The sequence below is a fragment of the Myxococcales bacterium genome (genome assembly GCA_016703425.1).
Lineage (GTDB): Bacteria > Myxococcota_A > Polyangia > Polyangiales > Polyangiaceae > JADJCA01.
Genome location: JADJCA010000001.1, coordinates 1,240,818 through 1,263,460, shown reverse-complemented (window position 1 = coordinate 1,263,460; position 22,643 = coordinate 1,240,818). Strand labels below are relative to the sequence as shown.

19 protein-coding genes are annotated in these 22,643 nt (G+C 69.0%); 10 read left to right on the top strand and 9 right to left on the bottom strand.

Features of this window, described 5'->3' with window-relative positions:
* Positions 1 to 2: 2 nt before the first annotated feature.
* Positions 3 to 944: a tetratricopeptide repeat protein gene (locus IPG50_05470; GenBank protein ID MBK6691640.1), complete on the top strand. Its 942-nt coding sequence runs from the start codon at positions 3 to 5 to the stop codon at positions 942 to 944.
* Between the two features lie 57 nt (positions 945 to 1,001).
* Here the strand turns inward: IPG50_05470 and IPG50_05465 are convergent, their stop codons facing one another.
* On the bottom strand, positions 1,002 to 1,388 hold the full coding sequence (locus IPG50_05465) for a TM2 domain-containing protein (protein ID MBK6691639.1): 387 nt from the start codon (positions 1,386 to 1,388) through the stop codon (positions 1,002 to 1,004).
* Between the two features lie 125 nt (positions 1,389 to 1,513).
* Here IPG50_05465 and IPG50_05460 point away from each other — a divergent pair, with 125 nt between their 5' ends.
* Entirely contained in the window at positions 1,514 to 1,945 is a 432-nt protein-coding gene (locus tag IPG50_05460; protein MBK6691638.1) for a hypothetical protein, read from the top strand.
* A gap of 13 nt (positions 1,946 to 1,958) precedes the next feature.
* Here the strand turns inward: IPG50_05460 and IPG50_05455 are convergent, their stop codons facing one another.
* Positions 1,959 to 3,476 (bottom strand): OmpA family protein, encoded by a 1,518-nt coding sequence (locus tag IPG50_05455; GenBank protein MBK6691637.1) that lies wholly within the window; start codon positions 3,474 to 3,476, stop codon positions 1,959 to 1,961.
* On the bottom strand, positions 3,473 to 4,765 hold the full coding sequence (locus IPG50_05450; protein MBK6691636.1) for a hypothetical protein: 1,293 nt from the start codon (positions 4,763 to 4,765) through the stop codon (positions 3,473 to 3,475). The genes IPG50_05455 and IPG50_05450 overlap by 4 nt, the downstream gene beginning before the upstream one ends.
* 150 nt (positions 4,766 to 4,915) lie before the next feature.
* On the opposite strand from IPG50_05450, the gene IPG50_05445 reads away from it, so the two are divergent.
* On the top strand, positions 4,916 to 5,908 hold the full coding sequence (locus tag IPG50_05445; GenBank protein ID MBK6691635.1) for a putative metal-binding motif-containing protein: 993 nt from the start codon (positions 4,916 to 4,918) through the stop codon (positions 5,906 to 5,908).
* Between the two features lie 11 nt (positions 5,909 to 5,919).
* Here the strand turns inward: IPG50_05445 and IPG50_05440 are convergent, their stop codons facing one another.
* Entirely contained in the window at positions 5,920 to 7,752 is a 1,833-nt protein-coding gene (locus tag IPG50_05440) for a tetratricopeptide repeat protein (protein MBK6691634.1), read from the bottom strand.
* Positions 7,753 to 8,042: 290 nt separating this feature from the next.
* Here IPG50_05440 and IPG50_05435 point away from each other — a divergent pair, with 290 nt between their 5' ends.
* The 7 genes from IPG50_05435 (at position 8,043) to IPG50_05405 (ending at position 17,456) form a co-directional block, all read left to right on the top strand.
* Positions 8,043 to 9,020, top strand: a complete 978-nt coding sequence (locus IPG50_05435; GenBank protein ID MBK6691633.1) for a hypothetical protein — start codon at positions 8,043 to 8,045, stop codon at positions 9,018 to 9,020.
* Between the two features lie 19 nt (positions 9,021 to 9,039).
* On the top strand, positions 9,040 to 10,011 hold the full coding sequence (locus IPG50_05430) for an alpha-ketoacid dehydrogenase subunit beta (protein ID MBK6691632.1): 972 nt from the start codon (positions 9,040 to 9,042) through the stop codon (positions 10,009 to 10,011).
* A 29-nt stretch (positions 10,012 to 10,040) separates the two neighbouring features.
* Positions 10,041 to 11,420 (top strand): 2-oxo acid dehydrogenase subunit E2, encoded by a 1,380-nt coding sequence (locus IPG50_05425; GenBank protein MBK6691631.1) that lies wholly within the window; start codon positions 10,041 to 10,043, stop codon positions 11,418 to 11,420.
* An 89-nt stretch (positions 11,421 to 11,509) separates the two neighbouring features.
* Positions 11,510 to 12,574, top strand: coding sequence for a hypothetical protein (locus IPG50_05420; GenBank protein ID MBK6691630.1), 1,065 nt, complete (start codon positions 11,510 to 11,512; stop codon positions 12,572 to 12,574).
* A gap of 52 nt (positions 12,575 to 12,626) precedes the next feature.
* Positions 12,627 to 14,846 (top strand): serine/threonine protein kinase, encoded by a 2,220-nt coding sequence (locus IPG50_05415; GenBank protein MBK6691629.1) that lies wholly within the window; start codon positions 12,627 to 12,629, stop codon positions 14,844 to 14,846.
* A gap of 52 nt (positions 14,847 to 14,898) precedes the next feature.
* On the top strand, positions 14,899 to 15,945 hold the full coding sequence (locus IPG50_05410; protein ID MBK6691628.1) for an A/G-specific adenine glycosylase: 1,047 nt from the start codon (positions 14,899 to 14,901) through the stop codon (positions 15,943 to 15,945).
* Positions 15,942 to 17,456 (top strand): TolC family protein, encoded by a 1,515-nt coding sequence (locus IPG50_05405; protein MBK6691627.1) that lies wholly within the window; start codon positions 15,942 to 15,944, stop codon positions 17,454 to 17,456. Before IPG50_05410 ends, IPG50_05405 begins: the two co-directional genes overlap by 4 nt.
* 30 nt (positions 17,457 to 17,486) lie before the next feature.
* Here the strand turns inward: IPG50_05405 and IPG50_05400 are convergent, their stop codons facing one another.
* The 5 genes from IPG50_05400 to dnaK all read right to left on the bottom strand — a co-directional run bounded on the left by IPG50_05400 (position 17,487) and on the right by dnaK (position 22,630).
* Positions 17,487 to 18,917, bottom strand: a complete 1,431-nt coding sequence (locus IPG50_05400; protein ID MBK6691626.1) for a TolC family protein — start codon at positions 18,915 to 18,917, stop codon at positions 17,487 to 17,489.
* A gap of 70 nt (positions 18,918 to 18,987) precedes the next feature.
* Complete coding sequence (locus tag IPG50_05395; GenBank protein MBK6691625.1) at positions 18,988 to 19,179, bottom strand: hypothetical protein; 192 nt, start codon at positions 19,177 to 19,179, stop codon at positions 18,988 to 18,990.
* 1 nt (position 19,180) lies between these two features.
* Entirely contained in the window at positions 19,181 to 19,984 is an 804-nt protein-coding gene (locus IPG50_05390; protein MBK6691624.1) for a tetratricopeptide repeat protein, read from the bottom strand.
* 125 nt (positions 19,985 to 20,109) lie between these two features.
* Positions 20,110 to 20,778, bottom strand: coding sequence for a hypothetical protein (locus tag IPG50_05385; GenBank protein ID MBK6691623.1), 669 nt, complete (start codon positions 20,776 to 20,778; stop codon positions 20,110 to 20,112).
* 25 nt (positions 20,779 to 20,803) lie between these two features.
* Positions 20,804 to 22,630 carry a molecular chaperone DnaK gene (gene dnaK / locus IPG50_05380; protein MBK6691622.1) on the bottom strand — a complete coding sequence of 609 codons (1,827 nt, stop codon included), beginning with the start codon at positions 22,628 to 22,630 and terminating at the stop codon, positions 20,804 to 20,806.
* Positions 22,631 to 22,643 lie beyond the last annotated feature (13 nt).

Below are 22,643 nucleotides of genomic sequence, written 5' to 3'. Positions count from 1 at the left end.
CGATGCGTGCCTCGCCTTCGTTGTGCCGCGCCCTCCTCCTGGCACTCGTCGCGTGTGGTGGTGAGCCAAACGTCACGGCGTCACCACCGCCATCGACGCGCGCTAGCCTCCCTTCGTCGGAGGCTTCGTCCGAGGCCCGCGCCCCGACGACAGAGCCTTCGGCACCGTTGGCGACGCCGGCGCGCGACGACGGGCCGGCGGTTGTGGGGGCGCCGACGCCGGTCAACGGAGGCCAACCGGACCAAGAGCTGAACGCGCGGGCCGCCGCATACGTGCAAGCCGGCGATCGCATGAGCGCCCGTAAGACCTACTTCGAGCTCATCAAGAACCACCCCGACTCGCGCCTCATACCCAACGCGTACGTAGCCTTCGGCGACATGTTCTTCGAGGAGGCCGCCACCGATCCGAGCAAGTTCGACCTCGCGCAGCAGGCCTACAGTGAGGCGCTCAAGTATCCGCCCCCGAAGAGCGACGTCTACGGCTACGCCTGGTACAAGCTCGCGCATGTTCACGTGATGAAAGCCGAGGACGCGAAGGCGCTCAACGCGTTCGCGAAGGTGATCGAGCACGCCGCACGTTTCCCCGCCGTGGGCCAGGGCGAGAACCTCCGGCGCGCAGCCAGCAAAGACGTGGTCGGCGTCTACGCGCGCGCCGGCAGTGCGGGCGCTGCGTCGGCTTTCTTTCGCAAGCTGACCGGCGAGCCGTCGCACGCGTCCGCGTCGCCCCGAGCGACGGCGATGCTGGAGGCCCTCGGGCAAGAGTACTTCCGGGGCGGCAAGACCACGGAGGCCATCGTCCTCTACCGAGACCTCGCCGCCCGCGACCCGAAGAACACCTGCCGCTATGGCGCGTTTGTCAAAGCAGCCCAAGCGGCGTCGCGCGGCTCGCGGATGCCAGCAGACTTCTTCAAGGACGGCGAGCGCGACGCGGCCCAATGCCCGTAGCGCCCCTCGGTCCAGCGGGCTCGCGTGAGCGCCGCGAGCGAGGCTCAAGCGTCTCGCTCAGAGACCCCGGTTCCGCGCGTCGACCTGCTCATTGAGCGTCCACAGATCGTAGAGGACACCGAGGCCAAGCAATCCGCCGGAGCACAGCCACAGGATGCCGGTGAGCCATTTTCCGAGGTACATGCGGTGCACGCCAAAGACACCGAGGAACGTCAAGAGCACCCAAGCGACCGTGTAGTCGGTCTTGCCGGAGCGATAGCGAACCGCAGCCGTGCGGGCCATGCCGGGGACCAAGAATAGGTCGACCAGCCAACCGACGCCAAAGAGGCCGAAGGTGAAGAACCACAAGGTTCCGGTGAGCGGGCGTCCAAAGTAGAAGCGATGGGCTCCTAGAAAGCCGAAGATCCAAACGACGTACCCGACTAGCACGCTGTGCGTGGTCATCGGGCCAGCGTAGCAGGCGCGTGGATCGGCGTGGCGGCGAGCCGTGGGATCGGGCCGATCGCAACGCAGCTTCGCCGCGGTGACGACGGATGGAGCCTTGGCGCAGGCCTTGCTGCGCTCGGGGCATGAACCCGATTCGTTGCATCCTCATGGCGTCGCTCGGTCTCGCCGCCCTCGCGTGCAGCGGCGAGGCGACGGCGCCGCTCACCGACGGGGCAGCGCTCCGCCACGCGCTCGTACCCAACGTCTCCTCGATTCAGCTCATGGCGTACCGGCGACCGCCTGACCCGCCGACTCTGAAGGGAGTCGTGTCTCATTCGGCAGAGGTTCGGACAGTCCTAAGGAGCCTTCATCGGATCGCCGAAGGCGAGGCGCTGCCGCGGTGCTCGCGCCCCGAGCGCTACGACGGCCTCGTCTTGCTTGACGCCGACGAGAACGAGGTCGGGCGCGTCGTCATGGAGTGCGACGCTCGCTACGGCGAGCTCTGGTCCGACAACGGGGAGCCCGTGAAGGTGCGCATCGACGCGGAGGCACTGCGCGTCTTTGATGGGCCGTAGCGACGACGGCGAACTAGGGCGCTGCTCGTTCCACGATGGTAAACGCGACGCGGCGGTTCTTCGCGCGGCCCTCCTCGGTCAGGTTGGCATCGAGCGGCTGGCGACTTCCGAAGCCTTCACTCTCCAACCGCTCTCCGTCGATGCCATGGTCGATGAGCCACGAGCGAACGGAGGCGGCGCGCCTTCGGCTCAAGTCCTCGTTGTGCGCTGCGTCGCCCGTGTCGTCGGTGTGGCCTTCGATGCGCACGCGACGAATCTCCGGGTGCTCGGTCAAGATGCGTGCGACGGCGGAAAGCACGTCGTCGCTCGCCGCGGCGAGCTCCGCGCTATCCATCGCGAACTGAAGCTGTTCGCCGATGCGGATCTCCGTCTTCGTAGCGACGGCAAGCTTGCGCAGGGCCTCCTTCGGGCAGCCGTGGGTCATTGGATCCTTCGTGGCGACGCCGACGAGGCCGGGGCAGGCGTCGTCGCGATCCCAAATGCCGTCGGCGTCCGTGTCTTCGTCGGGGATGGGCTCGGGCGCGGGGCAGCCGTGCGCCTCCGGATCGCCGCTCGCGACGCCGGCCAGGTCGGGGCACGCGTCGACACCGTCAAGGATTCCGTCGCGGTCCCTATCGGGCGGGACGATGGGCGCGCCCCACTCGATGGCGCCGAGCGCACGGAGCGCGGCGGTGCCCAGGCCGCTCGAGAGGCCCGCGCCGATGGCCGCGGCAATACGCCAGCCGCTCGGCGTCTCGTAGTGAACGCCGAGGGCGACGTCGGCGGGGGTGCCGCGCGGAGTCAGGAACGTGTCACCGAGGGTTGTTCGGGCGAAGAGCTCGGGGCCGACGCGGAATCGGCCGACGCGCACCGCGACGCCCGCGTCTCCTGCAAGCTGGCTTCCGAGCGATGAACCGGCGTAGGCGTCGTCGCGAGGGCGCACGACAAGCGCTGCGCGCACGGCCCAGACCACGCGCCCGATCTCTCCCGCGATCGCCAAGCCGGGCGCGACGCGAAGCGTCCCGTCGCTCGTGAACTGCGACGGGAGACCCGTCGGCAGCCAAACGCGGACCCCCGCGGCCATCGAGACCGGTTCGCCGTAACGGCCGAGCCATCGCGCGTCGGCGGACAGTCGCAGATCACCGACGGCTGCCTTTGAGGCACCGCGGAGCGTCTCTCCGTTCACGAGCGCGCTCTCGCCATCCTGGTAGAGGGCCAACGGTTGGTTGAAGGCGAAGCGGAGCCGCTCGAAGGCCACCACGGAGGCCCCGAGGTGCGCGAAGAGTTGGTGATCGATGAGTCGAGCGCGCTCCGTGCCGGCGCGGTCTCTGATCACGAGCGGCTTGTGCGCGTAGTCGACCGCGGCGCCGACGGCGGGCCGCAAGTGACCCCGCCGGTCGAGCGCGTCGACGACGAACCATTGGCTCCCCGGGTCCGAGGGCTCGTACGCAGCTACGCTGAAACCGCGTGACTGCGCCGCCGATGGCCCCGATGACGTCGCGACGGTGACGCCGAGCGCGACGCCGGCGAAGTGGCCCCGCCGACGCTTCATCGCTTCCGGAGGATGATGTCGCGAAACGTCGACGTGTAGCGATAGAACTCGCCCCGCATGGGGAGCTCGACGCGATCGAAGCGCGCCGCAAGGCTCAACGCGAAGACGCGTATCTCCGGCACCTTGACCTCGTCGTGGTAAGGGAGGGTGAAGGATCGCGCGCGCGGTCCACCGGGCGGTCCGTGCAGAATCCAAAGGAGGCTCCCGCCGGCGTAGACCGTCGCGAAGAGGTCCGCTCCCGCGGGAAAGCCATCGAGTGGGATGGCGTCGCGCGCCGTGCGCGAAGCCTCCGGCTCGCGGATCGTCGGCGGCGCCGCGAAGTCTTTCCAAACGGCGCCGTCGGTCAGTGTGGCCTGCTCGGTCCGCGCGGACTTCGATCCGTCGGGTGCCGTCACGACGACGTGACTTAGGAGTCGTTCCGGCGCGACGTCGGCGTCGACGAGGTGGACATCGACGTCGAGTGCTCCGTTTGGGGTGGCCTTCGCCTCCGCGAAGAGCCCCACAGCCAGCTCCGAGTCTGCGCTCGTGACCGAGGCCACGGCCCCGGTGCCCGCGCCGAAAGGCACCGGCCCTTGCCTCGGCGGCTCAACGCGCATGCGAATTCGCCTGGTGGGCAGTGCCGGCAACTTCGGCAAGTCGAGGTCCATGAGCTCGTCGTCGGAGCGCGCCGCAAGGTCGATGCGGAAGCTCTTGAGGTGTTCGTTGAAGAGGATGCCCGCCGCGTCGGCGGCCACGCGTGTCTCGTGACCAAGCAAGAAGAAGGGCCGGTCCCGTGGCGCGCGAAGCAGGTACGTCGGCTCCAGCGTGCGAACGGCCCCGAGGCGCTCGACGCCGCTTAGCGCCAACGTCACCGCGTTGTCGACGCCCTGCTTGCCGGCGATGGTTCCTCGAAGGCCCACGGTCATGCTCTCGGCGAGCCGATCGAGACGGGGCGGGAAGATCACGAGATCCGTCGCCGGTTTTCCTACGCGGTTGGGGCGCGCCGCCGCCGCTTCGGGGGAGGCCTCGAGCATCGTGACGTAGACGTGATTGTCGGAGAGGGCAGTGATGGAGACACCCCGCGCGAAGTCGCCTTCGAAGGTCACGTGGCCGTCAGCCTCCGTGCTCTTGACGACGCGCAACCCATCGGGACCGTCGAGCGCAACGGCGACGTTCGCGATGGGCGTCTCGGTGCCATCCAGCGTCGCGCGCTCATCGAAGAGCCACACCGTGAACGTCGCGCCGTGCGACGCGTCGCTGCCTGCGCACGCGGCGAGCGCCATCGACAGCGGGATCACTCTACAACTCACGAGGGTGGACATAGCAGCGTGACGGGGAAATGCCTTGAGCGAGACCCGTCGCAAGACCACAATCCGTCGATGTGGAGCGAAAGCGAAGCGCAACCTTTGCGCAAACTGCTCCGAACCTCGTCCGCCGGCCTGGCATCGGCGACTCTCCTCTTGTGGTCGTTCGGGGCCCAGGCGGCGCCCGTATGCGAGCCGGGCAACGAGTGTCCCGACGCCGACCGCGACGGCTTCGCCGCCTGCGGCTGTCCCTGGTCCGGGACGCCTTGCGATTGCAACGACGCCGATCCGTCGACGTACCCGGGCGCGCCGGAGCGCTGCGATGACGTCGTCGATCACAATTGCAGCGGCTTCGCCCCCGACGCCTGCCCCAAGAAGAAGACCTGCGCCGTCGGCGCCTGCGTGCCGCAGTGCGTGCCGCTCGCGGACTTTGCCTGCGCCAACGGGTCGGTGCCGACACCCCAAGACGAGGGCCCGTGCGTTTGCGTTCCCAAGGACTGCTCCATTTTCGGCTGTCCCGAAGGCCAGACCTGCGACGACACGAGGGCTTGCGTGCCCAACTGCAGCGCGAACGTACGTTGCCCGGCAGGGCAAATCTGCCGAGGCTTCGGCTGCGTCGATCCTTGCGACGAGATCACGTGCCCCGACGGTGCGGTTTGCAAGGAAGGTCGCTGCACGCCTTCGTGCGCCTGCGCGCCGGGCCAGAGTTGCCCCGCGGAGCAGGCGTGCGATCTGTCCGCGCAAGTGCCCCGATGTGTCGAGCCGGCGTGTGTTGGTGTTCCGTGTCCAGCAGCGAGCCACTGCAAGGCTGGCTCATGCGTCGACGACTGCGATGGCGTGTTGTGCCCGCCCAAGCGCGTCTGCGCGAGGGTGAGCGTCAACGGGGCGCCCGGCCGCGCGAGGTGTGTCGACCTGTGTTCGCCGAGCCCATGCAAGGGTGACGACACGTGCGACTGGCGCACCGGCGCGTGCGTTCCGCCGCCACCCGACGGGCGCACCATCGCCGTTCCCGAGCGCGAGGCCCTCGAGGTGACCGGCGCCGGCTGGCTCTGCAGCGCGTCGGCGGGGCGCGGCTCCGCGCTGACGGCCGTTGCCTGCGGTGTCGCCGTGGCCTTCGCCCTGGGCCGACGAAAGAGTCGCCGGCGGTAACGGGGCCGCTGTCAGAACGCGTCGAGGCTGCCCTGGGCCAACGGCTCGATGAGCGCGAACTTGATGGCCGTCGCGAGCCGATAGCGCGTCTTGCCGTGCTCGCCGGGGTCGCGGATCCGCTCGATCGCGGTCGGCTCGCCGAGGAGGTCACGCACGCGGGAAATAAGCACGCGCACCCGGTGCTCCGCGTCGGCCGATTCGGGGCCGGGGCCGCCGGCGGCGCGCAGGATCTCCTCCGCGCTCAGGCCGTCGCGCGCGCGCCGCAACAGCTCGACCATGAGCGGCTCGAGGGCGCGCCGCCGCTCGAGAGACACCTCGCGTTCGTTGACCCGGAGCGCGTGGGAGAGGGTGTCGACGACGACCTGCGCATCGCCGAGGCACGTCGCGAGCTCCGTGCGCTTTACACGGACCACTCCATCGTTGGTGGTGACGTACACGAGCGCGTCGGGCGCGTCGATGCGGAGGTCGGCGCGCGAAGGCGGAGGCGCGAGCGATGCGCGAGACGCCGGCGGCACGGGAATGCTCGCGCGCGACGGGGCCGGCGGCGGCATCGAACCCATGCTGGCGACGGGCTGCGCCGAGAGCATGCGTTCGGCGTAGCGCACGATGCGGCTGTCCCCGAGCTTGCGGGCCTCGGTCCAGAGCTCACGCGAACCTTCACGCTCGGGGAAGACCCAGCCGCGCCGCTCGCCGGAGAGCGCCGCTTGCTCGACGGCCGCGCGCGCTCGCGGCAAGTCGCCGCTCGCGAGCGCCACTCGGCCGAGCACGAGGTTGAGCGAGCCGGTCACGAAGGCGTCGGTCAAGCGGTGCCGGTAGGTATCGGCGATGCGCATCGCCTCTTCTCGATCGCCGAGCGCCTCGAAGACGCGCGCCCGCGTGGCTTGGAAATCTTGATCGTCGAAGGTGTCGGCGGTGGGCAGCTCGGAGAAGAGCTTCTCGGTCCGGCCGAGCCAGTCGCGCGCCTCGTCGGCCCGGCCGAGCATGGCGAGGGCGAGGGCCCGGTGCTCGGCGAGCTGGAAGCGGAGCGTCGGGTGCTCGAAGTCACCGAGGATGGCGCTGGCCTGCTCGATGGCCATGAGCGCGCCGTCGGGATGGTCGCCGGCGATCTCGACGAGCGCGAGCACGTCGAAGGCGTCTGCGTGGCGAACCGTTGCGCCGGAGTCGGCGGCGAGGCCGATGGCGCGATGGGCGTGATCGCGCGCCTCCTCCCAGCGGCCGATGCAGCCGAGGGCCGTGGCGAGGTTGGCGAGCGCGCTCATGGCCGAGGCCCCTTGGTAGGGCGCGCGGGCGAGGGCGGCACCGTACGCCTTCGCGGCGCCGCGCGGCTCCATCGAGCGCATCAGGATGTGGCCCATCCAGAGGCCGACGGACGTCCGCCACGGGCCGTCGTCGATTCGATCGGCGATGTGCTCGGCGAGGCGGATGGCTTCGACGGCGGGGCCAATCCGGTCTTGCGCGAGCTCGCACTGCGCGGTCACCAGTTGAAGGTCCAATCGTTCCCGCAAGCCGCCGCCGCGGGGACCGGCGTCGACCTCGCGGGCAGCTTTTCGCAGCTCCGATTCTGCGTGGGCGAAGCGCCCCTCGCCCAAGTCGACGAGCGCACGTTCGATGGCGATGCGCGCTTGGTCCAAGGGACCCCACGCCGGGCCTGTGGCCGCCATGCTGAGCGCCACTTCGCGGGCGCGGTCGAGGCGGCCGCTCTCGCGGTACGCCCGAACGAGGCGAACCCCGAGGGCCGGGTCGAGGCGGCCGCGACCGCTCAGCGCGGCCTCGAGCCAGCCAACCAAAAACGCGCTCTCTTCGGCGTTCGCGAGGCGGTCCAGGAGCTGGACTACGGCTGGCAACGGGACGCCGTCGTAGCCTGCTGGAAGCGCCGACGTGCTCGGGCGCGACGACGGTGGAGGCATGCTGCCGCGCGGCGTCGGGACCACCGAGCCACGGGAAGGCGCTGGCGCCAGCGTCGTTCGCGCTGGACCGCCAAGTCCGGTGATTGCCGCCGAAGGCGGAAAGCCTGGAAGGGAGGCTCGCCTCGCCATCTAGAGGCCAATCTAGCGCATTTCCAAATCCTCGTCCGTAAGTCTTTGGGCCCAGGGGCCCTCGAACTGAGGCGACTTTTCTAGTAAAGAAGGGCCCGATGACGACCGCGAGTCCCGGTGCCACGGAGCACACGCCCGACGGCGGCCCTGCGGTCGCCGACGCCGACAGCCCGCCGACGCCTGCCGCGCTCCTCGCAACGTACCGCGCGTTGGTGCTTCAACAGGTCGTCGACGATCGACTCCGCGCGGCGGTGAGCCATGGGCTTCTCGAGCGTTGGCCTGCCGCCACCGAGCCCGCTGCGATGGTCGGTGTCGTCTCCGCCCTGTCCGCGACCGACTTCCTCTTTCCCGGTCCGCGGCTCGGCGCGGCTTTGGCGCGCGGCGCCTCGCTCGAGCTCGTCCTCGCGCACGCCTTCGGCAGCGGCGCCGACCCGCAGGGCGGTCGGGTCCCGGCGCCGGCGTTCGTCTCGCGCACCCTCGCGCTCGGATCGAGCGGCTATCACAACGCCGCGCACCTCACCCACGCCGCCGGCGTCGCTTGGGCCGCCAAGATTCGCGGCGAGCAAACGCTCGCCATGGCGCTCTTCGACGACGCCGAGGCCGAGGAGGGGGAGTTTCACAACGCGCTCAACTTTGCCGGCGTCTTCAAGCTTCCCGTGCTCTTCGTCGCGATCGCCACCGCGCCCGGCCTCGCCGACACGACGCGTCGCGCCGTGGCCTACGGGCTCTCGGCGCAGGTGGCGAACGGCAGCGACGTGTTCGCTGTCGCCGGAGCCGCTCGCGCCGCCGCGACGCGGATTCGTGGCGGGGCCGGTGCCGAGGTCCTGGTGGTCGAGTGCAACGGCTCCGGCGTCGCGCTCTTCGAGGCAGACGCCACGACCCGCGTCGGGGCCGACGCGCTCGCCGACGTTCGCGAGCGCGTCGCCGCAGAGGTCGATGAGGCGTTGCGGAGCGCCGAGGCGTCGTCGCCGGCGACGCGAGATTTCTTCGGCGACGTCTACGCCACGGCTCCATGGAATCTCACCGAGCAGCGCGCCGCGCTGCGCGATACGGGCCGCCTCAAGGATCACGGTTAAGGAGAACACGCACGTGCAGATGAACATGGTCCAAGCGATCGGCGACGCGCTCCGCCTGGAGATGGCTCGTGATCCGCGCGTCGTCGTCCTCGGCGAAGACGTCGCCAAGGTCGGGGGGGTCTTCCGCGTGACGCAAGGCCTCCTCGAGAGCTTCGGCGAAGAGCGCGTGATCGATACGCCGCTCTCGGAGGGCGGCATCATCGGCTGCGCCATCGGCATGGCGCTCTACGGGCTCGTGCCCATCCCCGAAATCCAGTTCTCGGATTTCATCTTTCCCGCCTACGACCAGATCGTCAGCGAGCTGGCGAAGTTCCGTTGGCGCTCCGGCGGCGAATACCCCGCGAAGCTCGTCATTCGGACGCCCGTCGGCGGCGGCATTCGCGGTGGCCTGTATCACTCGCAGTCGCCCGAATCGCTCTTCATTCACGTCGCCGGCCTCAAGGTCGTTTGCCCCGCGACGCCGGAAGACGCCAAGGGGCTCTTGCTCGCCGCCATTCGCGATCCCGATCCGGTGCTCTTCTTCGAGCCCAAACGCATCTACCGCGCCTCGAAGGGTGACGTGCCCGAGGGCGACTACACCACGCCGCTCGGCAAGGCCCGCGTCGTCCGTGAAGGCGCCGACGTGACCGTCATCGCCTGGGGCGCGATGCTCTACGAGGCCATCGCGGCCGCCGACGAAGCGGCAAAGAAGGGCATCAAGGCCGAGATCCTCGATCTGCGGACCTTGTGGCCCGTCGACATCGACACGATCACCGAGAGCGTGAAGAAGACGGGGCGTGTCGTCGTGGTGCACGAGGCCCCGAAGACGTGTGGCTTTGGCGCTGAGCTCGTGGCGCTCATCAACGAGCGCGCCTTCGTTCACCTCGAAGCCCCGCCGGTGCGCGTCACCGGCTTCGATACGCCGTTTCCGTACACCCAAGAGCTGGATTACCTGCCGCTCGCACACCGCATTCTTCCGGCGATCGAAGAGACCGCCCACTACGTGGCTTGAAGGCTCAAGCAGGTTCGAAGGAGATCAAGATGGCGCGCTGGGAGTTCAAGCTACCGGACATCGGTGAGGGCGTGGCAGAAGGCGAAATCGTCGCGTGGCTCATCAAGGCCGGCGAAGTCGTCAAAGAAGACCAGCCGATGGTCGAGGTCATGACCGACAAGGCCACGGTCACCATCGCCGCGCCGCGCGGCGGCGTCGTGGTGCAGACCAACGGCAAGGTTGGTGACGTGGTGCAGGTGCACGCCGTGCTCGTCGTCTTCGAGTCGGAGGGCGCCACGAAGGCGAACGGCGGGCAGAACGGCTCGCAGGAAGCCAAACCCAGCGCCGACGGACCCGCCGCAACGGCCGTGGGCGACATCAAGGAGCACTTGCCCGGCATGGGGGGCGCGTCGCCGCGAGCGGCCGCACCGGTCGCGTCAGCGGCGCCGGCAAGCGCGAGCGGCTACTACAACGACAAGCCCCTTGCGACGCCGGCCACGCGCCGCGCCGCGCGTGAGCTTGGTGTCGACCTTCGCGCCGTGCCGCCGACGGGGCCGCAAGGTCGCGTCACGAAGACCGACGTGGAGGCGTTCCTCCAGAGCGGCGCGATGGCTGTGACGGCGGCTGGCGCCATGCCGCGCCCGATGGCCGCCGCGCCGACGTCGCCATCGAGCGTCGCGGGCCGCGAACCGGTACGCATTGCACCGATGCCCGGAGCCGGCGACGCCGGCGAGGAGCGCGTGCCCTTCGCCGGCATGCGTCGCCGCATCGCGGCGCGCATGGCTCAGTCGACGCAAACGGCGGCGCACTTCACCTTCGTCGAGGAGTGCGACGTGACGGCGCTCAAGGCGCTGCGGGCGCGCCTCAAGCCCATGGCCGAAGCGCGCGGCGTCAAGCTCACGTTCCTGCCGTTCATCGTGAAGGCGGTGGTGGCAGCGCTCAAGAAGCACCCGGTGCTGAACTCGGCGCTCGACGAGTCGACGAACGAGCTCGTCTATCGCAAGGTCTTCCACATTGGCATCGCCACATCGACCGACGCGGGCCTCATGGTTCCCGTCGTCAAGCATGCCGACCGCATGAGCCTTGTCGACATCGCGCGCGAGATCGAGCGCCTCGGGGCCGACGCCAAGGCGGGCAAGGCGAAGGTCGATGACCTTCAAGGTTCGACGTTCACCATCACGTCGCTCGGCGCCGATGGCGGCCTCTTCGCGACCCCGATCATCAACTTCCCCGAGGTGGGCATCCTTGGGGTGCACCAGATGAAGCAAAAGCCCGTGGTGAAAGACGGCGCCATCGTCATCGGCGACGTCATGTTGCTGTCTTTGTCCTTCGACCACCGGATCGTCGACGGTCACGTCGGCGCTGCGTTCGCCTACGACATCATCCGTTACCTCGAGCAGCCGGACTCGCTGTTCCTCGACATGGCGTGAGGGCGCGTCGTGCCGCCTTTTCGCGTTCGCGCGACCGTTTTGCCCGCTGGCTCGCCCGCTAGCCCTGTTCCAAGCTACCCTTACCGACTGTGAGGCCTTCGCGGTTCTTCCCTTCCGCTCCTGCCTTCGCGTTCGGCCTCGCATTCAGCCTTGCGCTGGGCCTCGACGCCTCGTCGGCGCATGCGCAGAGCTACGACGACAAGGAGAAGGCGCGCGCCGAATACGATCAAGGTCGGCAGGCGTACCGCGACCGGCGGTATTCCGAGGCCGGCTCGCACTTCGAGGCCGCCTTCGCGGCGCTTCCGAGCTCGCAGGCGCTTCGCAACGCCATCCGCGCGCGCCGCGAGGCGCAAGAGCTCGACCGCGCGGCGACGCTCGCCGCGCTCGCCGAGAAGATGTACGCCGCCGACAGCCCGACGATGGTCTTGGTGCGCGAGGTCATCGCGGAGGCGTCGCCGCGGCTTACGCGCGTCGACGTGACCTGCTCGCCGGCGTGCGTGTTGCGCGTCGACGGCGCGCCCTCGTCGAGCGGCGACAACCCGCAAGATCAGCATCGGATCTTCATCAAGCCGGGCTCGCGGGGCATCGAGGCGCGCTTCTCCGGTCAAGGCTCGCAAGCGACGTCCATTGATGCGAAGGCGGGCGCTCGCGAGGAGTGGAAGGCCGAGCCCGAAGGCGACGGCAAGGGCGGCAAAGACAAGGACGGCAAGGAAGGGAAGGGTGGCAAGGACGACAAGGGCTCGAAGAACGTCGAGCCTCCTTCCGAAGCCGACACGCGACCCTTTTCGAAGGGCGTCTTCTACGGTGGCGTTGTCGCCTCGACGCTCATGGCGGGCCTCAGCGTTGGCTCGTACATCGATCTCAAGCGCGTCGAAGGCGAGGAGCTTAAGGTCACCGAAGAGTGCGCGGCCGATCCCGCGGCCGACGCCGACTGCTTCCCGACCGGCGAGGTGTCGAAGTCGGCGCGCCGCAGGACCTACATTGTCGCTGGTGTAACAGGCGCGATGATTATCACCACGGCCGTGGTTGGCCTCTACTTCACCCGATGGACCTCGAAGGATCCAGTGAGCGCCAAGTCAGGACAGACGCGGCTCGATCCGTACGTCGTTCCGTTGCGCCAGGGCGCGGCCTTTGGGCTAAGCGGCGCATTCTAAATTCGCGGCCGACTCGCCCCGACGGGCATGAGAATTGTAAGATGGGAGTCGCGTGAAGCCGCTCCCAGTTTCCGAAGACGCTCCGCCGAGGCAACTCGGGCGCTTCGAGCTCGTCGCCGAGCTCGCGAGCGGCGGGATGGCCACGGTCTATTTGGGGCGCCTCGGTGGTGCCGGCGGCTTCCAGCGCTTCGTGGCCATCAAGCGTCTCCACTCGCATCTCGCGAACGACGCCGAGTTCGTGGACATGTTCCTCGACGAGGCGCGGCTCGCGGCTCGCCTCCATCACCCGAACGTCGTGCCCATTCTCGAAATCGGCACCAGCGACCGCGGCTACTACCTCGTCATGGAGTACGTCGAGGGCGAGACCTTGGCGCGCCTCCTCAACCTCTCCCATCAAGCCGGCTCGCCCGTTCCCATTCAGGTCACCGTTCGGATTTTCCTCGACGTGCTGGCAGGGCTCCACGCGGCGCACGAGCTCGTGGGAGATGACGGTCGACCGCTCGACATCGTTCATCGCGACGTGTCGCCTCAAAACGTTCTCGTCGCGGCCGAGGGCACGGCCAAGATCACCGACTTCGGCGTAGCCCACGCCGCCGACCGCCTCGCGCATACGCGGACCGGCCAACTCAAGGGCAAGTTCTCGTACATGGCGCCGGAGCAAGCGCTTGGCTACACCGTCGACCGACGCGCCGACGTGTTTGCCATTGGCACGTGCCTCTGGGAGGCGCTCGCCTGCAAGCGCCTCTTCAAGGGCGACACGGAAGCGGACACCATCGAGAAGGTCTTGCGTGGCCCGATCCCTCGGCTTCGCTCGCTCGTACCGTCGATTCACCCAGCCCTCGAAGAGGTGGTGGGGCGCGCTCTGGAGCGCGATCGCGATCGACGGTTCCCATCGACGGCCCACTTTGCCGACGCCCTTGAACGCGCGGCGGTAGCGGCGGGCGTGCTCGGAGCGCAACGCGACGTGGCGGCCCACGTGCAACGCGTGTTGGGCCCGCTGCTCCTTCAGCAGCGCGAGGCCATCCGCGCTTGGATCTCGGGGATGGAGCAGCGTGGTGGGGATCTCGACATGCAAGCGACGCGCGGTCCCGGACCACTCACGCGCGTCGACGTGCCGCGTGGGTCGCGTCGCGATTCGCCGCCGCCGCCGGCCGCCGGAGTCGTGGCCGGTGGAAGCCCGCTGGCCCCAATGGTCGATGCGCCGCCGCCGTCTGCGCTGCCGCCCTCGGTAGGCGTCGTCTCGCAGCCGGCGCCTTCCGTGGCCGCCGACTCCTCGGTGAGCGCCATGAGCGCCGTCGAGCGCTCAGCCGCGCCGGCACCGCAGCGAGGCTCGTCGGCAGCCACTTTCGCCATCGTCTCGGTCGTGCTCGCCGTCGGTGTCTTCGTCGGCGTATCGCGCGCGCAGTCGAGCAACGAAGAGGCCCACGAGGCGAGGGCTGCCGCACCGCACGCCGCGGGTGCTAGCGCCGCGACGCCGTCCTCCACCGTTCCCTCCATCGCCGCGCTCGCAGCCCGCGGCCCCCCACGGCGACCAACCCGCTTCGAGCCGCGCCGCCGCCCGTGCCCACGACGCCCATCGGCACGCCGCTCACGACCCAGCCGTCGGCTGCTCCGTCGCCGCTCGCGCTGGCGGCCACCACTGCCACCACTCCGGCGGCGCCGCCCGCCGCCGCGCCTCGCAGCGTCCCAAACTATGCGGTTGGCGAGTTGCCCACGTCGCAGCGGCCCCGCGCGAGCGCGCCGCCGCCGCGCTCGTCACCGCCGCGCTCTCGCCTTGAGCCCGCCGAGCCCGCCCCGCGCCGGGAGTCGCCACGCGGCGAGCGAAGCGGCGGGGGTGACGACGACATCGATCGCAACCCCTATCGCTGAGCGCGGCGACCACGCCCCGCCGCGACCTGGCTTTGCGGCCGCCGCGAGGCGACGCGCGTCAGGCCGGCACGTAACGGCCGTGGGCTTCCGCGTACGAGTACGCTGTGTACGCGGCGATGAGATGGCACACCCAGCCGAAGGTCCCGCCAGTGCCGATCCAGAAGCCCGGGGTGATGACCAACCAAAAGACCCCGCGGAGGAACTTGCCGTTGTAGATCTGTCCCACGCCAGGGATGAGGAAAGACAGGACCGCAGCCACACCAGAATTGCGCATGCCTCGGAGCTCCCGGTCGCGCAAAAGGCGACCCGCGGCAGAAGATGCGCACGGCGTCCCGGACGCGCAAGGGGCCGGCGATTCGCTCGCACGGCTTCTTGTTCCGTGGTTTCGAAGAGCGAAGCGTGACCTTCCTTGGCGCGAGAGCCGCGATCCCTACGCCGTCTGGCTCAGCGAGATCATGCTGCAGCAAACGCGGGTCGACACGGTGATCCCTTACTACGAACGCTTCCTGAAAGCGTTCCCTCGCGTCGAACGACTCGCCGAAGCTCCCCTCGAGGACGTCTTGTCCTTGTGGAGCGGGCTCGGCTACTACCGACGCGCCCGCATGCTCCACGCGGCGGCCCGCGCCGTCTGCGAGCTGCACGGCGGGGTGTTTCCTCGCAGCGCTGTCGAGCTGCGCACGTTGCCCGGCGTCGGACGCTACACCGCGGGGGCCGTCGCGAGCATCGCTTGCGGCGAACGGGCGGCCATTGTCGATGGCAACGTCGCGCGCGTCGTGGCGCGACTCTTCGCGCTCCTCTCTGACCCCACGCGCGGCGCCGGCCTCGCTCGCGTGTGGAGCATCGCCGAGGCGCTAGTTCCGGCGAACGATCCGGGGACCTTCAACGAAGCCCTCATGGAGCTTGGAGCAACGGTGTGCACCCCGCGCGCGCCCCAGTGCGGGACGTGTCCACTGGCGGCTCCTTGCCAAGCGCGCGCTCGCGGCCTCACCGACGAGCTGCCCCGGATCCAATCCAAGAAGGCGCCCGTCCCAGTGCATCTCGCGGCGCTTGTCGTGCAGCGTCGTGGTCGCGTTCTCCTCGCTCATCGGCGGGCCGAGAGCGGGCTCTTCGCGGGCCTCTGGGAGTTTCCGAGCGTCGCGGCTCGCGGGAGCGGCGAGACGGCCGACCTGCCGGAGCGGTTCGCCGAGCTGGTCGGCGCCACTCCGCGCGACCTGGTGGCCTGCGGCGAGCTCGTTCATGTGCTCTCGCACCGACGCCTCACCGTGCAGGTCGTTCGAGCGTCGCTCGACGGCAAGATTGTCCCGGCCGCGGGCCTCGACGGCGGCGTTTACGATGATGTGCGATTTTGCGCGCTCTCGAGGCTCGGCACGCTGCCGAGGGCGGCGCTCACGGACCGCGTCCTCGCGCTGGCCGAGGCTCAAGCTCGGGAGGCTTCCGGGCCGCGCCGCGCGGGCCGATTGACGCCCCAGCGTGCGTTGGTAAGGTCGCGCAGCGAATCATGAGGGATTTTCGCTCGTCCCGAGGTCGAGGGTGGCTCACGCCGCTTTCGCTCTCGCTTGCGGTCGCGGCGCTTGCAGCGACCGAGCGGGCGCGCGCGAGCGACCTCGATCTCGAAGGCGACGAAAAGAAGACCGACGAAAAGAAGGCTGACGCCGAGTCGACCTTCGGGACCTACCAGGCGCTGCCCACGCAGCAGGTGGTGCGCGGACGCTCGTACAGTCTTGTCGAGTGCCTCGCCCTCGCCGATCGAAATCACCCGAACTTGTGGGCCGCGCGGGCCCGTCTCGCCTGGTGGCACGGGCAGCTCTCGGAAGCCAAGTGGCTGCCGTTTTCGCAGTGGTACGCGAGCGTCGACGTCGGTGTCTTGCCAACCATCGGAGGCATCCCGACCTACACAACGGCACCGGCGAGCATCGTGAACCCGGGCATCTTCGAGGGCCTGCAGCCGGCCCTTCGTGGCTCCATCAACGGCACGATACCGCTCTACACGTTCGGCAAGATGACGGCGGGGCGCGAGGCGGCGACGGCCGCGGTGCGGGTCAGCGAGTGGGATCTCGAGAAGACACGGCAACAGATCCGCATGGACGTGCGGCGAGCGTATTTCGGGACGCTCTTGGCGCGCGACGCCGCGTACCTCATCAACGACGTCACCGAGCGCATCGCCAAGGGGATCCAAGGCATCGAGAAGCGCATCGCGAGGGGCGATGCCAGCGTCGAGGAGACCGATCGGCTAAGGCTCCTCGTTTACCGCGACGAGATCCTCGCCCGCGCCGGCGACGCGAAAAAGGGCGAGATCTACGCCCTCGCGGCGCTCCGATTCATGACCGGCGTCCAGTCGAACTTTGACGTGCCCGATGAGCCGCTCAAGAAGCCGACCGTCGAGCTCGGCCCCGTCGTGCAATACCTCACGGCGGCGCGCCTCTACCGGCCCGACATCAACCAAGCGCGCGCCGGCCTCGTCGCGCGTCGAGCGCTCGTAGACCTGGCTCGCGCGTACATGTTGCCGAACGTCGGCATTGGACTCGGCGCGTCGTACGTCTACGCGCCGAGCGCGACCGTGCAGAACAACGCGTGGTTCGGCGATCGCTTCAACCAAGGGTTGACGGGCCTCGGCTACTACTTCGGTCTCGGTGCTCGATGGGATCTCGACTTCATGGTCAAGCAAGCGCGCATCGGCATGGCCGAGTCGCAGCTCGAGGAGACGCGAGCGCTGCACCGGCTGGCGCTCGGCGGCGTCGGCGTCGAGGTCGAAAACGCCCACGCCATCGCCGTGGAGGCCAAGGGGCGCGAAGAAGCCTGGGGCCGCGCCGAGAGCCGCGCCCGGCAGTGGATCTCGACGGTGCAAGACGCCATCGACCTCGGGACCAAGGACGAACGCGCGCTCACAGAGCCCTTGCGCGTGTATGTCAACGCGCGCGTCTCGCACATCTACGCGCTCATGGACTACAGCGTGGCGCTGAGCGATCTCGCCCGCACGACGGGCTGGGGCAAGGCGGCCCCTGGTGGCTCCTGAGAGCGCGGGGGCCCGCGGACACGACGCGTCCTAGAGTGAGCAGTTGGAGGCCGCGAGCAGCGCCGCAAGCCGCGCGCGCACGAGCTCGAACTCCTTGAGCGCCAGCGTGACCTCCGCTTGGCGGAGCGCTTGCGCCGCGAGCACGAGCTCGAGGCTCGTGCCCTGACCTTCTAGAAATCCCGCACGGGCGAGGCGCTCGGCTTCGGCGGCCAGCGCGCGCGAGTCGCTCGCGACCTTTCGCGACTGCTCGGCGACACCGACGCCGCGCATCGCTTGCCCGACCTCCACGTTGGCGCTGCGACGGAGTGACGTGAGCGTGCTCTCCGAACGCACGATGTCGGCCTCCGCCGTCTTCATGGCGCCGTAGCGAGCGCCACCTTCCCATAGCGGGAAGTTGAGCACGCCGAGGATCTCCCACGTGGGGCTCGTCTGCGGCGAACGACTATTGGCGCGCAGGTTGCTCTGCGCGTTGATGGTCGGAAAGTACTGGTAGCGGACGTCGCGCGTGCCGCGCTCGGCGACCTCTTGCCGCGCGCGCGCCGCCGCGAGGTCGGAGCGTTCGTCGATGGAGCCGGCGGCCTTGCACGAGTTCGCCGCCGAGCGCTGAATGCCGTCGAGGTTGACGTCAGCGACGACGCCCACGGGCTCGGGAACCCCGAGGGCCAGCCCGAGCGCTTCGCGCGCCTGCCGCAGCGACTCGTCACCGGTGATGAGGGTCGCGCGGGCCTGCTCGACGTCTTGCTGCGAGCGAAGTACGTCGAGCCCCGTAGCGGCGCCAAGCGCCTTTTTGCGAACGGACAGATCGAGTCGCTCCAAAGACGTTCGGAGGCCGACGCGATTGAGCTCCGCCACGCGCTCGGCGGTGACCACGCCGATGACGGCGTTCGCCACGCGCAGCGTGATCGTTCGCTTGACCTCCGACACGCCGAGCTTCGCGACCGACTCGTTCATGCGTGCCGTCTCGATCGAGTGCCACGCACGGAGCGCGAGGACCGGCTGCGTGAGACCGAGGCTGCCGTTGACGTAGACGTCCGGGTTCGGCTGCTGGGAGACGGTGCCGGGGCCCACCGGGATCTCGTGCGTGATGATGTCTTTGGCGACGGTGCCTTGCGCCGTCAACGACGGCAGCGCGCCCGCGAGCGCGGAGCGTGATTGGCCTTCAGCCCGCGTGACATCGGCGAGCGCAATCTGCAGATCGGTGGAGCGCGCTCGCACGAAGGTGAGGACCTCTTCCCAGGTGCTCACGTTGCGCTTCGCGGGGGGCATCGGGGCGAGCATCGGGTCGTTCACGGAAGGTGGCGCGGGCAAGTTCGCCGCGGGGCTCGGGGCGGCAGGCGGAGCCGGCGGCGCCTTCGGAGCGCCGCGACCCTGCGCGTACGCGGCGGTGTCGGGCAGAGCCGTGGCGAGGAGCGCCAGGAAGGCGACGCAAGGACGAGCGAGGGCGCGCGGAGCGAGAGCCATAGGGCCTCCTCCATAGCGTTAGGAGTGTGGAAAAGCGAGCGCGATGCGGGACCGGCAGCGCCGCCAGCCCTTAGCGGTCGGGCCCGTCGCAGAAGAGATGCAGGTGCCCCCGCAAGGTCGCAAAACGCCCCCGCAGACTCGAACCGCTGACGCGGAAGGACGCGGCGACCTCCGCCTGCGAGAGCGGCACGTCGTCGACGTAGACGATGGCGTAGGCGACAGCGGCGGCGACGCTCTCGGGGCTCGCGCCGTCGGCGCACATGTCACGGGCGATGGGCGCGCGGGCAATGGCGCGCGCGCGGGGCCCTCTGCCGATCGTCGAGCGGCAATCGCTCAAGGCCGCGCAAGAGGGCTCGTTCGACCGGCTCGGAGCCGTCGTTGGCCGGGGACTCCGGTTCGTCGCCTTGCGACGGAGCCGCGTTCCGCCGCGGCGCGGCGGGCCGGACGGGAAGCCCAATGCGCTCCTCGGGCGCGCCGGCGTCGAGCCAACGGAGGAGCGCGAGGTGCTCGGCGGAGGGGTGTTCCGGTGAGGGGCCCTCACGCATGGCACGGCGAAGAACCTTGCGGGCCTCTGCGACGCGTCCCGCTTTGCCCAGCGCATGAGCGAACGATGTCGCGATGCCGCCATGCTCCGGGAGGTTCGCGTAGGCGGTGCTGAGCCATGGCAGCGCCGCCGTGGGTTGGCCGAGGGTCACGTCGAGCAGATGACCGAGGTTGTGGGCGTACCAGGGGTTACCGGGGGCAAGCTCGAGGGCCCGACGGTACGCCGCCGCAGCGGCGCGGTAGTGGCCCAAGAGCGTCAGGCACAGGCCCTGGACCGCGAGGGCGCGGTCATCGCGGCGGTTCGACGTGGCCGCTTTCCGGGCCGAGAGGGCCGCTCGCCAAGGGTTCTGCTCGGCGAGGAGCTCCGCGAGCTTCAGGTGCGCGAAGTGCGCCGCTTCCGAGCCCGGCGCAGCCAGGCGAGCGAGCCGCCGCAGCAGCGGCAACAGCTCGGTGCCGTCAGCGCTCCGCTCAAGCACGTGCTCGATCTGGCGCTGCAAGCGCACGGCATCGATCGGCACGCCCATGGGTCTAAGGGTGTAGCTCTCCGAGAACGCTCTGCAACATCAAAGCGTCAACCGACATGTGCGGCGCGATTTCCGCTTGCGCACGCGTCGATCTGGCTTCAGCGGGCCGTGGGTCGCGCGCCTCGTCAGGTCCGCAGCGCGACCACGCGCTTCTGAACCAGCTCCACGAGGATGCGCAGCGCGTCGAGCCGCGGCATGCCGCTGACGTCGAGGATCATCTCCAGGCTCGAGAGCCCGTCGACGTGCGACAAGAGAAACCCGGCCCGATGGTCGAGGCTGACGGCGCGCAGTTCGTCGCCGCTCATGATGACGAGCGGGACCGCGTCGAGCGTGCCCAGGCGATCGACGTAGAGCTCTGCGAGCTTCTCGCGGCACTCCCAAGCGACCCGTTTCGCCTCGAGGTCGTCGCAGCGCATCGTCAGGATCTCTTCCGCGATGCGGAGCGCTCCCGCGAGGTCACCAAGCTCCAGGCGCTCGAGCATGTCTTCCGCCGGCTGCTTGGTTCGCAGCGCCGCGAGCGGCGGCGGCACGGCGAGCGGCTCCGCCGGTGTCACGATCTCCAGCGACAGCAAGCGCGCACGTTCCAGCTCCGCCTCGTCGGTGAGGGTGACTTGAGCCGCGCGCGTCCCGACGGGCGTGCGACGCGCCACTGGCTGGCGCGCAAACTCCGTCAAGGGCACCTCGGGCACCATCGTGGGCTTGTCGGACGTGTGCACGTCCGTGACGACGTCGAGGGGAACCATGGTCGGCTTGTCCGACTCGCGGTTGCCCTGTTCGTCGCGCTTACTGCTCACAATGCGGCCCTTCGATTCTCAGTTGCTATTGGCTCTTCGCGACGACGCCCTTAAACATCCGATGGGTCCGCGTGAGCCCCTCGATCTGGTCCTTCAACGCGGCAAGATCCTTCTTCTCGATGGCTTGCTTGGCTTTCGTCACGATGGACCGAGCCTTGTCGATGGCGTCGCGTCCGAAGTCGCTGGCCGCCACGATCTGCTCGACCTGCGGAAAGAGACGCTCGATCTCGACGGTGAGCTTCTCCGCCTCCTGGCGCACGCGCTCCAGCTCCTCCGAGCTGCGGCGCTCCACCATGTAGTCTTTCGCGCCCTCGATCATGTTCTTGACCTCGTCGCGCGTGAGGCCGCTCGTGGCCGTGACTTGGATCGACTGAACGAGGCCCGTCTCGAGGTCGCGCGCGCGGACGCTCACGATGCCGTCGGCGTTGATCTCGAAGGTGACCTCCACCTCGACCTGGCCCTTGGCGGCACGCCGCAGGCCCGTGAGGATGAACTCCCCGAGCACCTCGTTGTCCTCGGCCTTGTCCGAGTCGCCTTGCATGACGAGGATCTTCACCGCCGTCTGGTTGTCGCGGCTCGTGGTGAAGATCTTCTGGCGGCTCGTGGGCACCGTGGTGTTCGGCGGGATGAGCTCTTCGAAGAACCCGCCGTGGGTCATGATTCCGAGCGCGTGGGGCGTGACGTCGAGCAGGATCATGTCCTGCTTCTCGTCGATGAGCGCGGAGCCCTGGATGGCCGCGCCGAGGGCGACGACCTCGTCGGGGTGGACGCCCTTGGACGGTTGCTTCTCAAAGAAGGTGGCGACCTCGGTCTGGATGCGCGGCATGCGCGTCATGCCGCCGACGAGCAACACCTCATCAACCTCGTTCTTCTCGAGCTTGGCGTCTTCCAGGGTCTGGCGGCAAATGTCGACGGTACGCTCGATGAGATCCACGCTGAGCTCCTCGAGCGTGGCGCGCGAAAGCGTCCGCTGAAGGTGCAGCGCCTCGTTGCGGCCGCTCGAGATGATGAACGGGAGGTTGATCTCCGTCTCGCGGACGCCCGATAGCTCGCACTTCGCCTTCTCTGCCGCGTCCTTGAGCCGCTGGAGCGCCATCCGATCTTGACGCAGGTCGATCTGGTGCTCCTCGCGGAACCCTTGCACAAGCCAATCGATGATGCGGGCGTCGATGTCCTCGCCGCCGAGGAAGGTGTCCCCGGCCGTTGCGATGACCTTGAAGACGCCGTTGGAACCGATCTCGAGAATCGAGATGTCGAAGGTGCCGCCCCCGAAGTCGTAGACGGCGACCGTCTTCTCGACGTTGCGGCCGTAGCCGTACGACAAGGCGGCCGCCGTGGGCTCGTTGATGATGCGGATGACCTCGAGGCCCGAGATCTCACCGGCGTCTTTGGTGGCCTGCCTCTGGTTGTCATTGAAGTAGGCCGGCACCGTGATGACGGCCTTGGTGACCGGGTGACCGACATAGTCCTCCGCGATGACCTTCATCTCCTGGAGGACCATCGCGCTAATCTCGGGGACGCTGTACTCCTTGTCGCGGAGCACGATGCGCACGTCGTGGTGCGGGCCTTCGACGATGCGGTAGCTGGAGGTCGCCACGGCGTTGCGCACTTGCGGCGACGTCCACTTGCGGCCGATGAGCCGCTTGGCTGCCGACACCGAGTTCTCGGCGTTGGTGATCGCTTGCCGCTTGGCGATGTGCCCCACGAGGCGCTTGCCCGCTTCCGTGACGGCCACCATCGAAGGCGTCGTCTTGTATCCGCCGCGATTGGGGATGACGACGGGCGTCCCGTTCTCCACGAGGGCCACGCACGAGTTCGTGGTCCCCAGATCGATGCCGATGACCTTCTCCATGATTCTCCCGACG

What these genes read in the sequence shown, in the direction of transcription:
- IPG50_05470 (MBK6691640.1), top strand. Translation starts at nt 3, where the DNA reads ATGCGTGCCTCGCCTTCGTTGTGCCGCGCCCTCCTCCTGGCACTCGTC.
- IPG50_05465 (MBK6691639.1), bottom strand. Translation starts at nt 1,388, where the DNA reads ATGACCACGCACAGCGTGCTAGTCGGGTACGTCGTTTGGATCTTCGGC.
- IPG50_05460 (MBK6691638.1), top strand. Translation starts at nt 1,514, where the DNA reads ATGAACCCGATTCGTTGCATCCTCATGGCGTCGCTCGGTCTCGCCGCC.
- IPG50_05455 (MBK6691637.1), bottom strand. Translation starts at nt 3,476, where the DNA reads ATGAAGCGTCGGCGGGGCCACTTCGCCGGCGTCGCGCTCGGCGTCACC.
- IPG50_05435 (MBK6691633.1), top strand. Translation starts at nt 8,043, where the DNA reads ATGACGACCGCGAGTCCCGGTGCCACGGAGCACACGCCCGACGGCGGC.
- IPG50_05430 (MBK6691632.1), top strand. Translation starts at nt 9,040, where the DNA reads ATGAACATGGTCCAAGCGATCGGCGACGCGCTCCGCCTGGAGATGGCT.
- IPG50_05425 (MBK6691631.1), top strand. Translation starts at nt 10,041, where the DNA reads ATGGCGCGCTGGGAGTTCAAGCTACCGGACATCGGTGAGGGCGTGGCA.
- IPG50_05410 (MBK6691628.1), top strand. Translation starts at nt 14,899, where the DNA reads ATGCTGCAGCAAACGCGGGTCGACACGGTGATCCCTTACTACGAACGC.
- IPG50_05405 (MBK6691627.1), top strand. Translation starts at nt 15,942, where the DNA reads ATGAGGGATTTTCGCTCGTCCCGAGGTCGAGGGTGGCTCACGCCGCTT.
- IPG50_05400 (MBK6691626.1), bottom strand. Translation starts at nt 18,917, where the DNA reads ATGGCTCTCGCTCCGCGCGCCCTCGCTCGTCCTTGCGTCGCCTTCCTG.
- IPG50_05395 (MBK6691625.1), bottom strand. Translation starts at nt 19,179, where the DNA reads ATGTGCGCCGACGGCGCGAGCCCCGAGAGCGTCGCCGCCGCTGTCGCC.
- IPG50_05390 (MBK6691624.1), bottom strand. Translation starts at nt 19,984, where the DNA reads ATGGGCGTGCCGATCGATGCCGTGCGCTTGCAGCGCCAGATCGAGCAC.
- dnaK (MBK6691622.1), bottom strand. Translation starts at nt 22,630, where the DNA reads ATGGAGAAGGTCATCGGCATCGATCTGGGGACCACGAACTCGTGCGTG.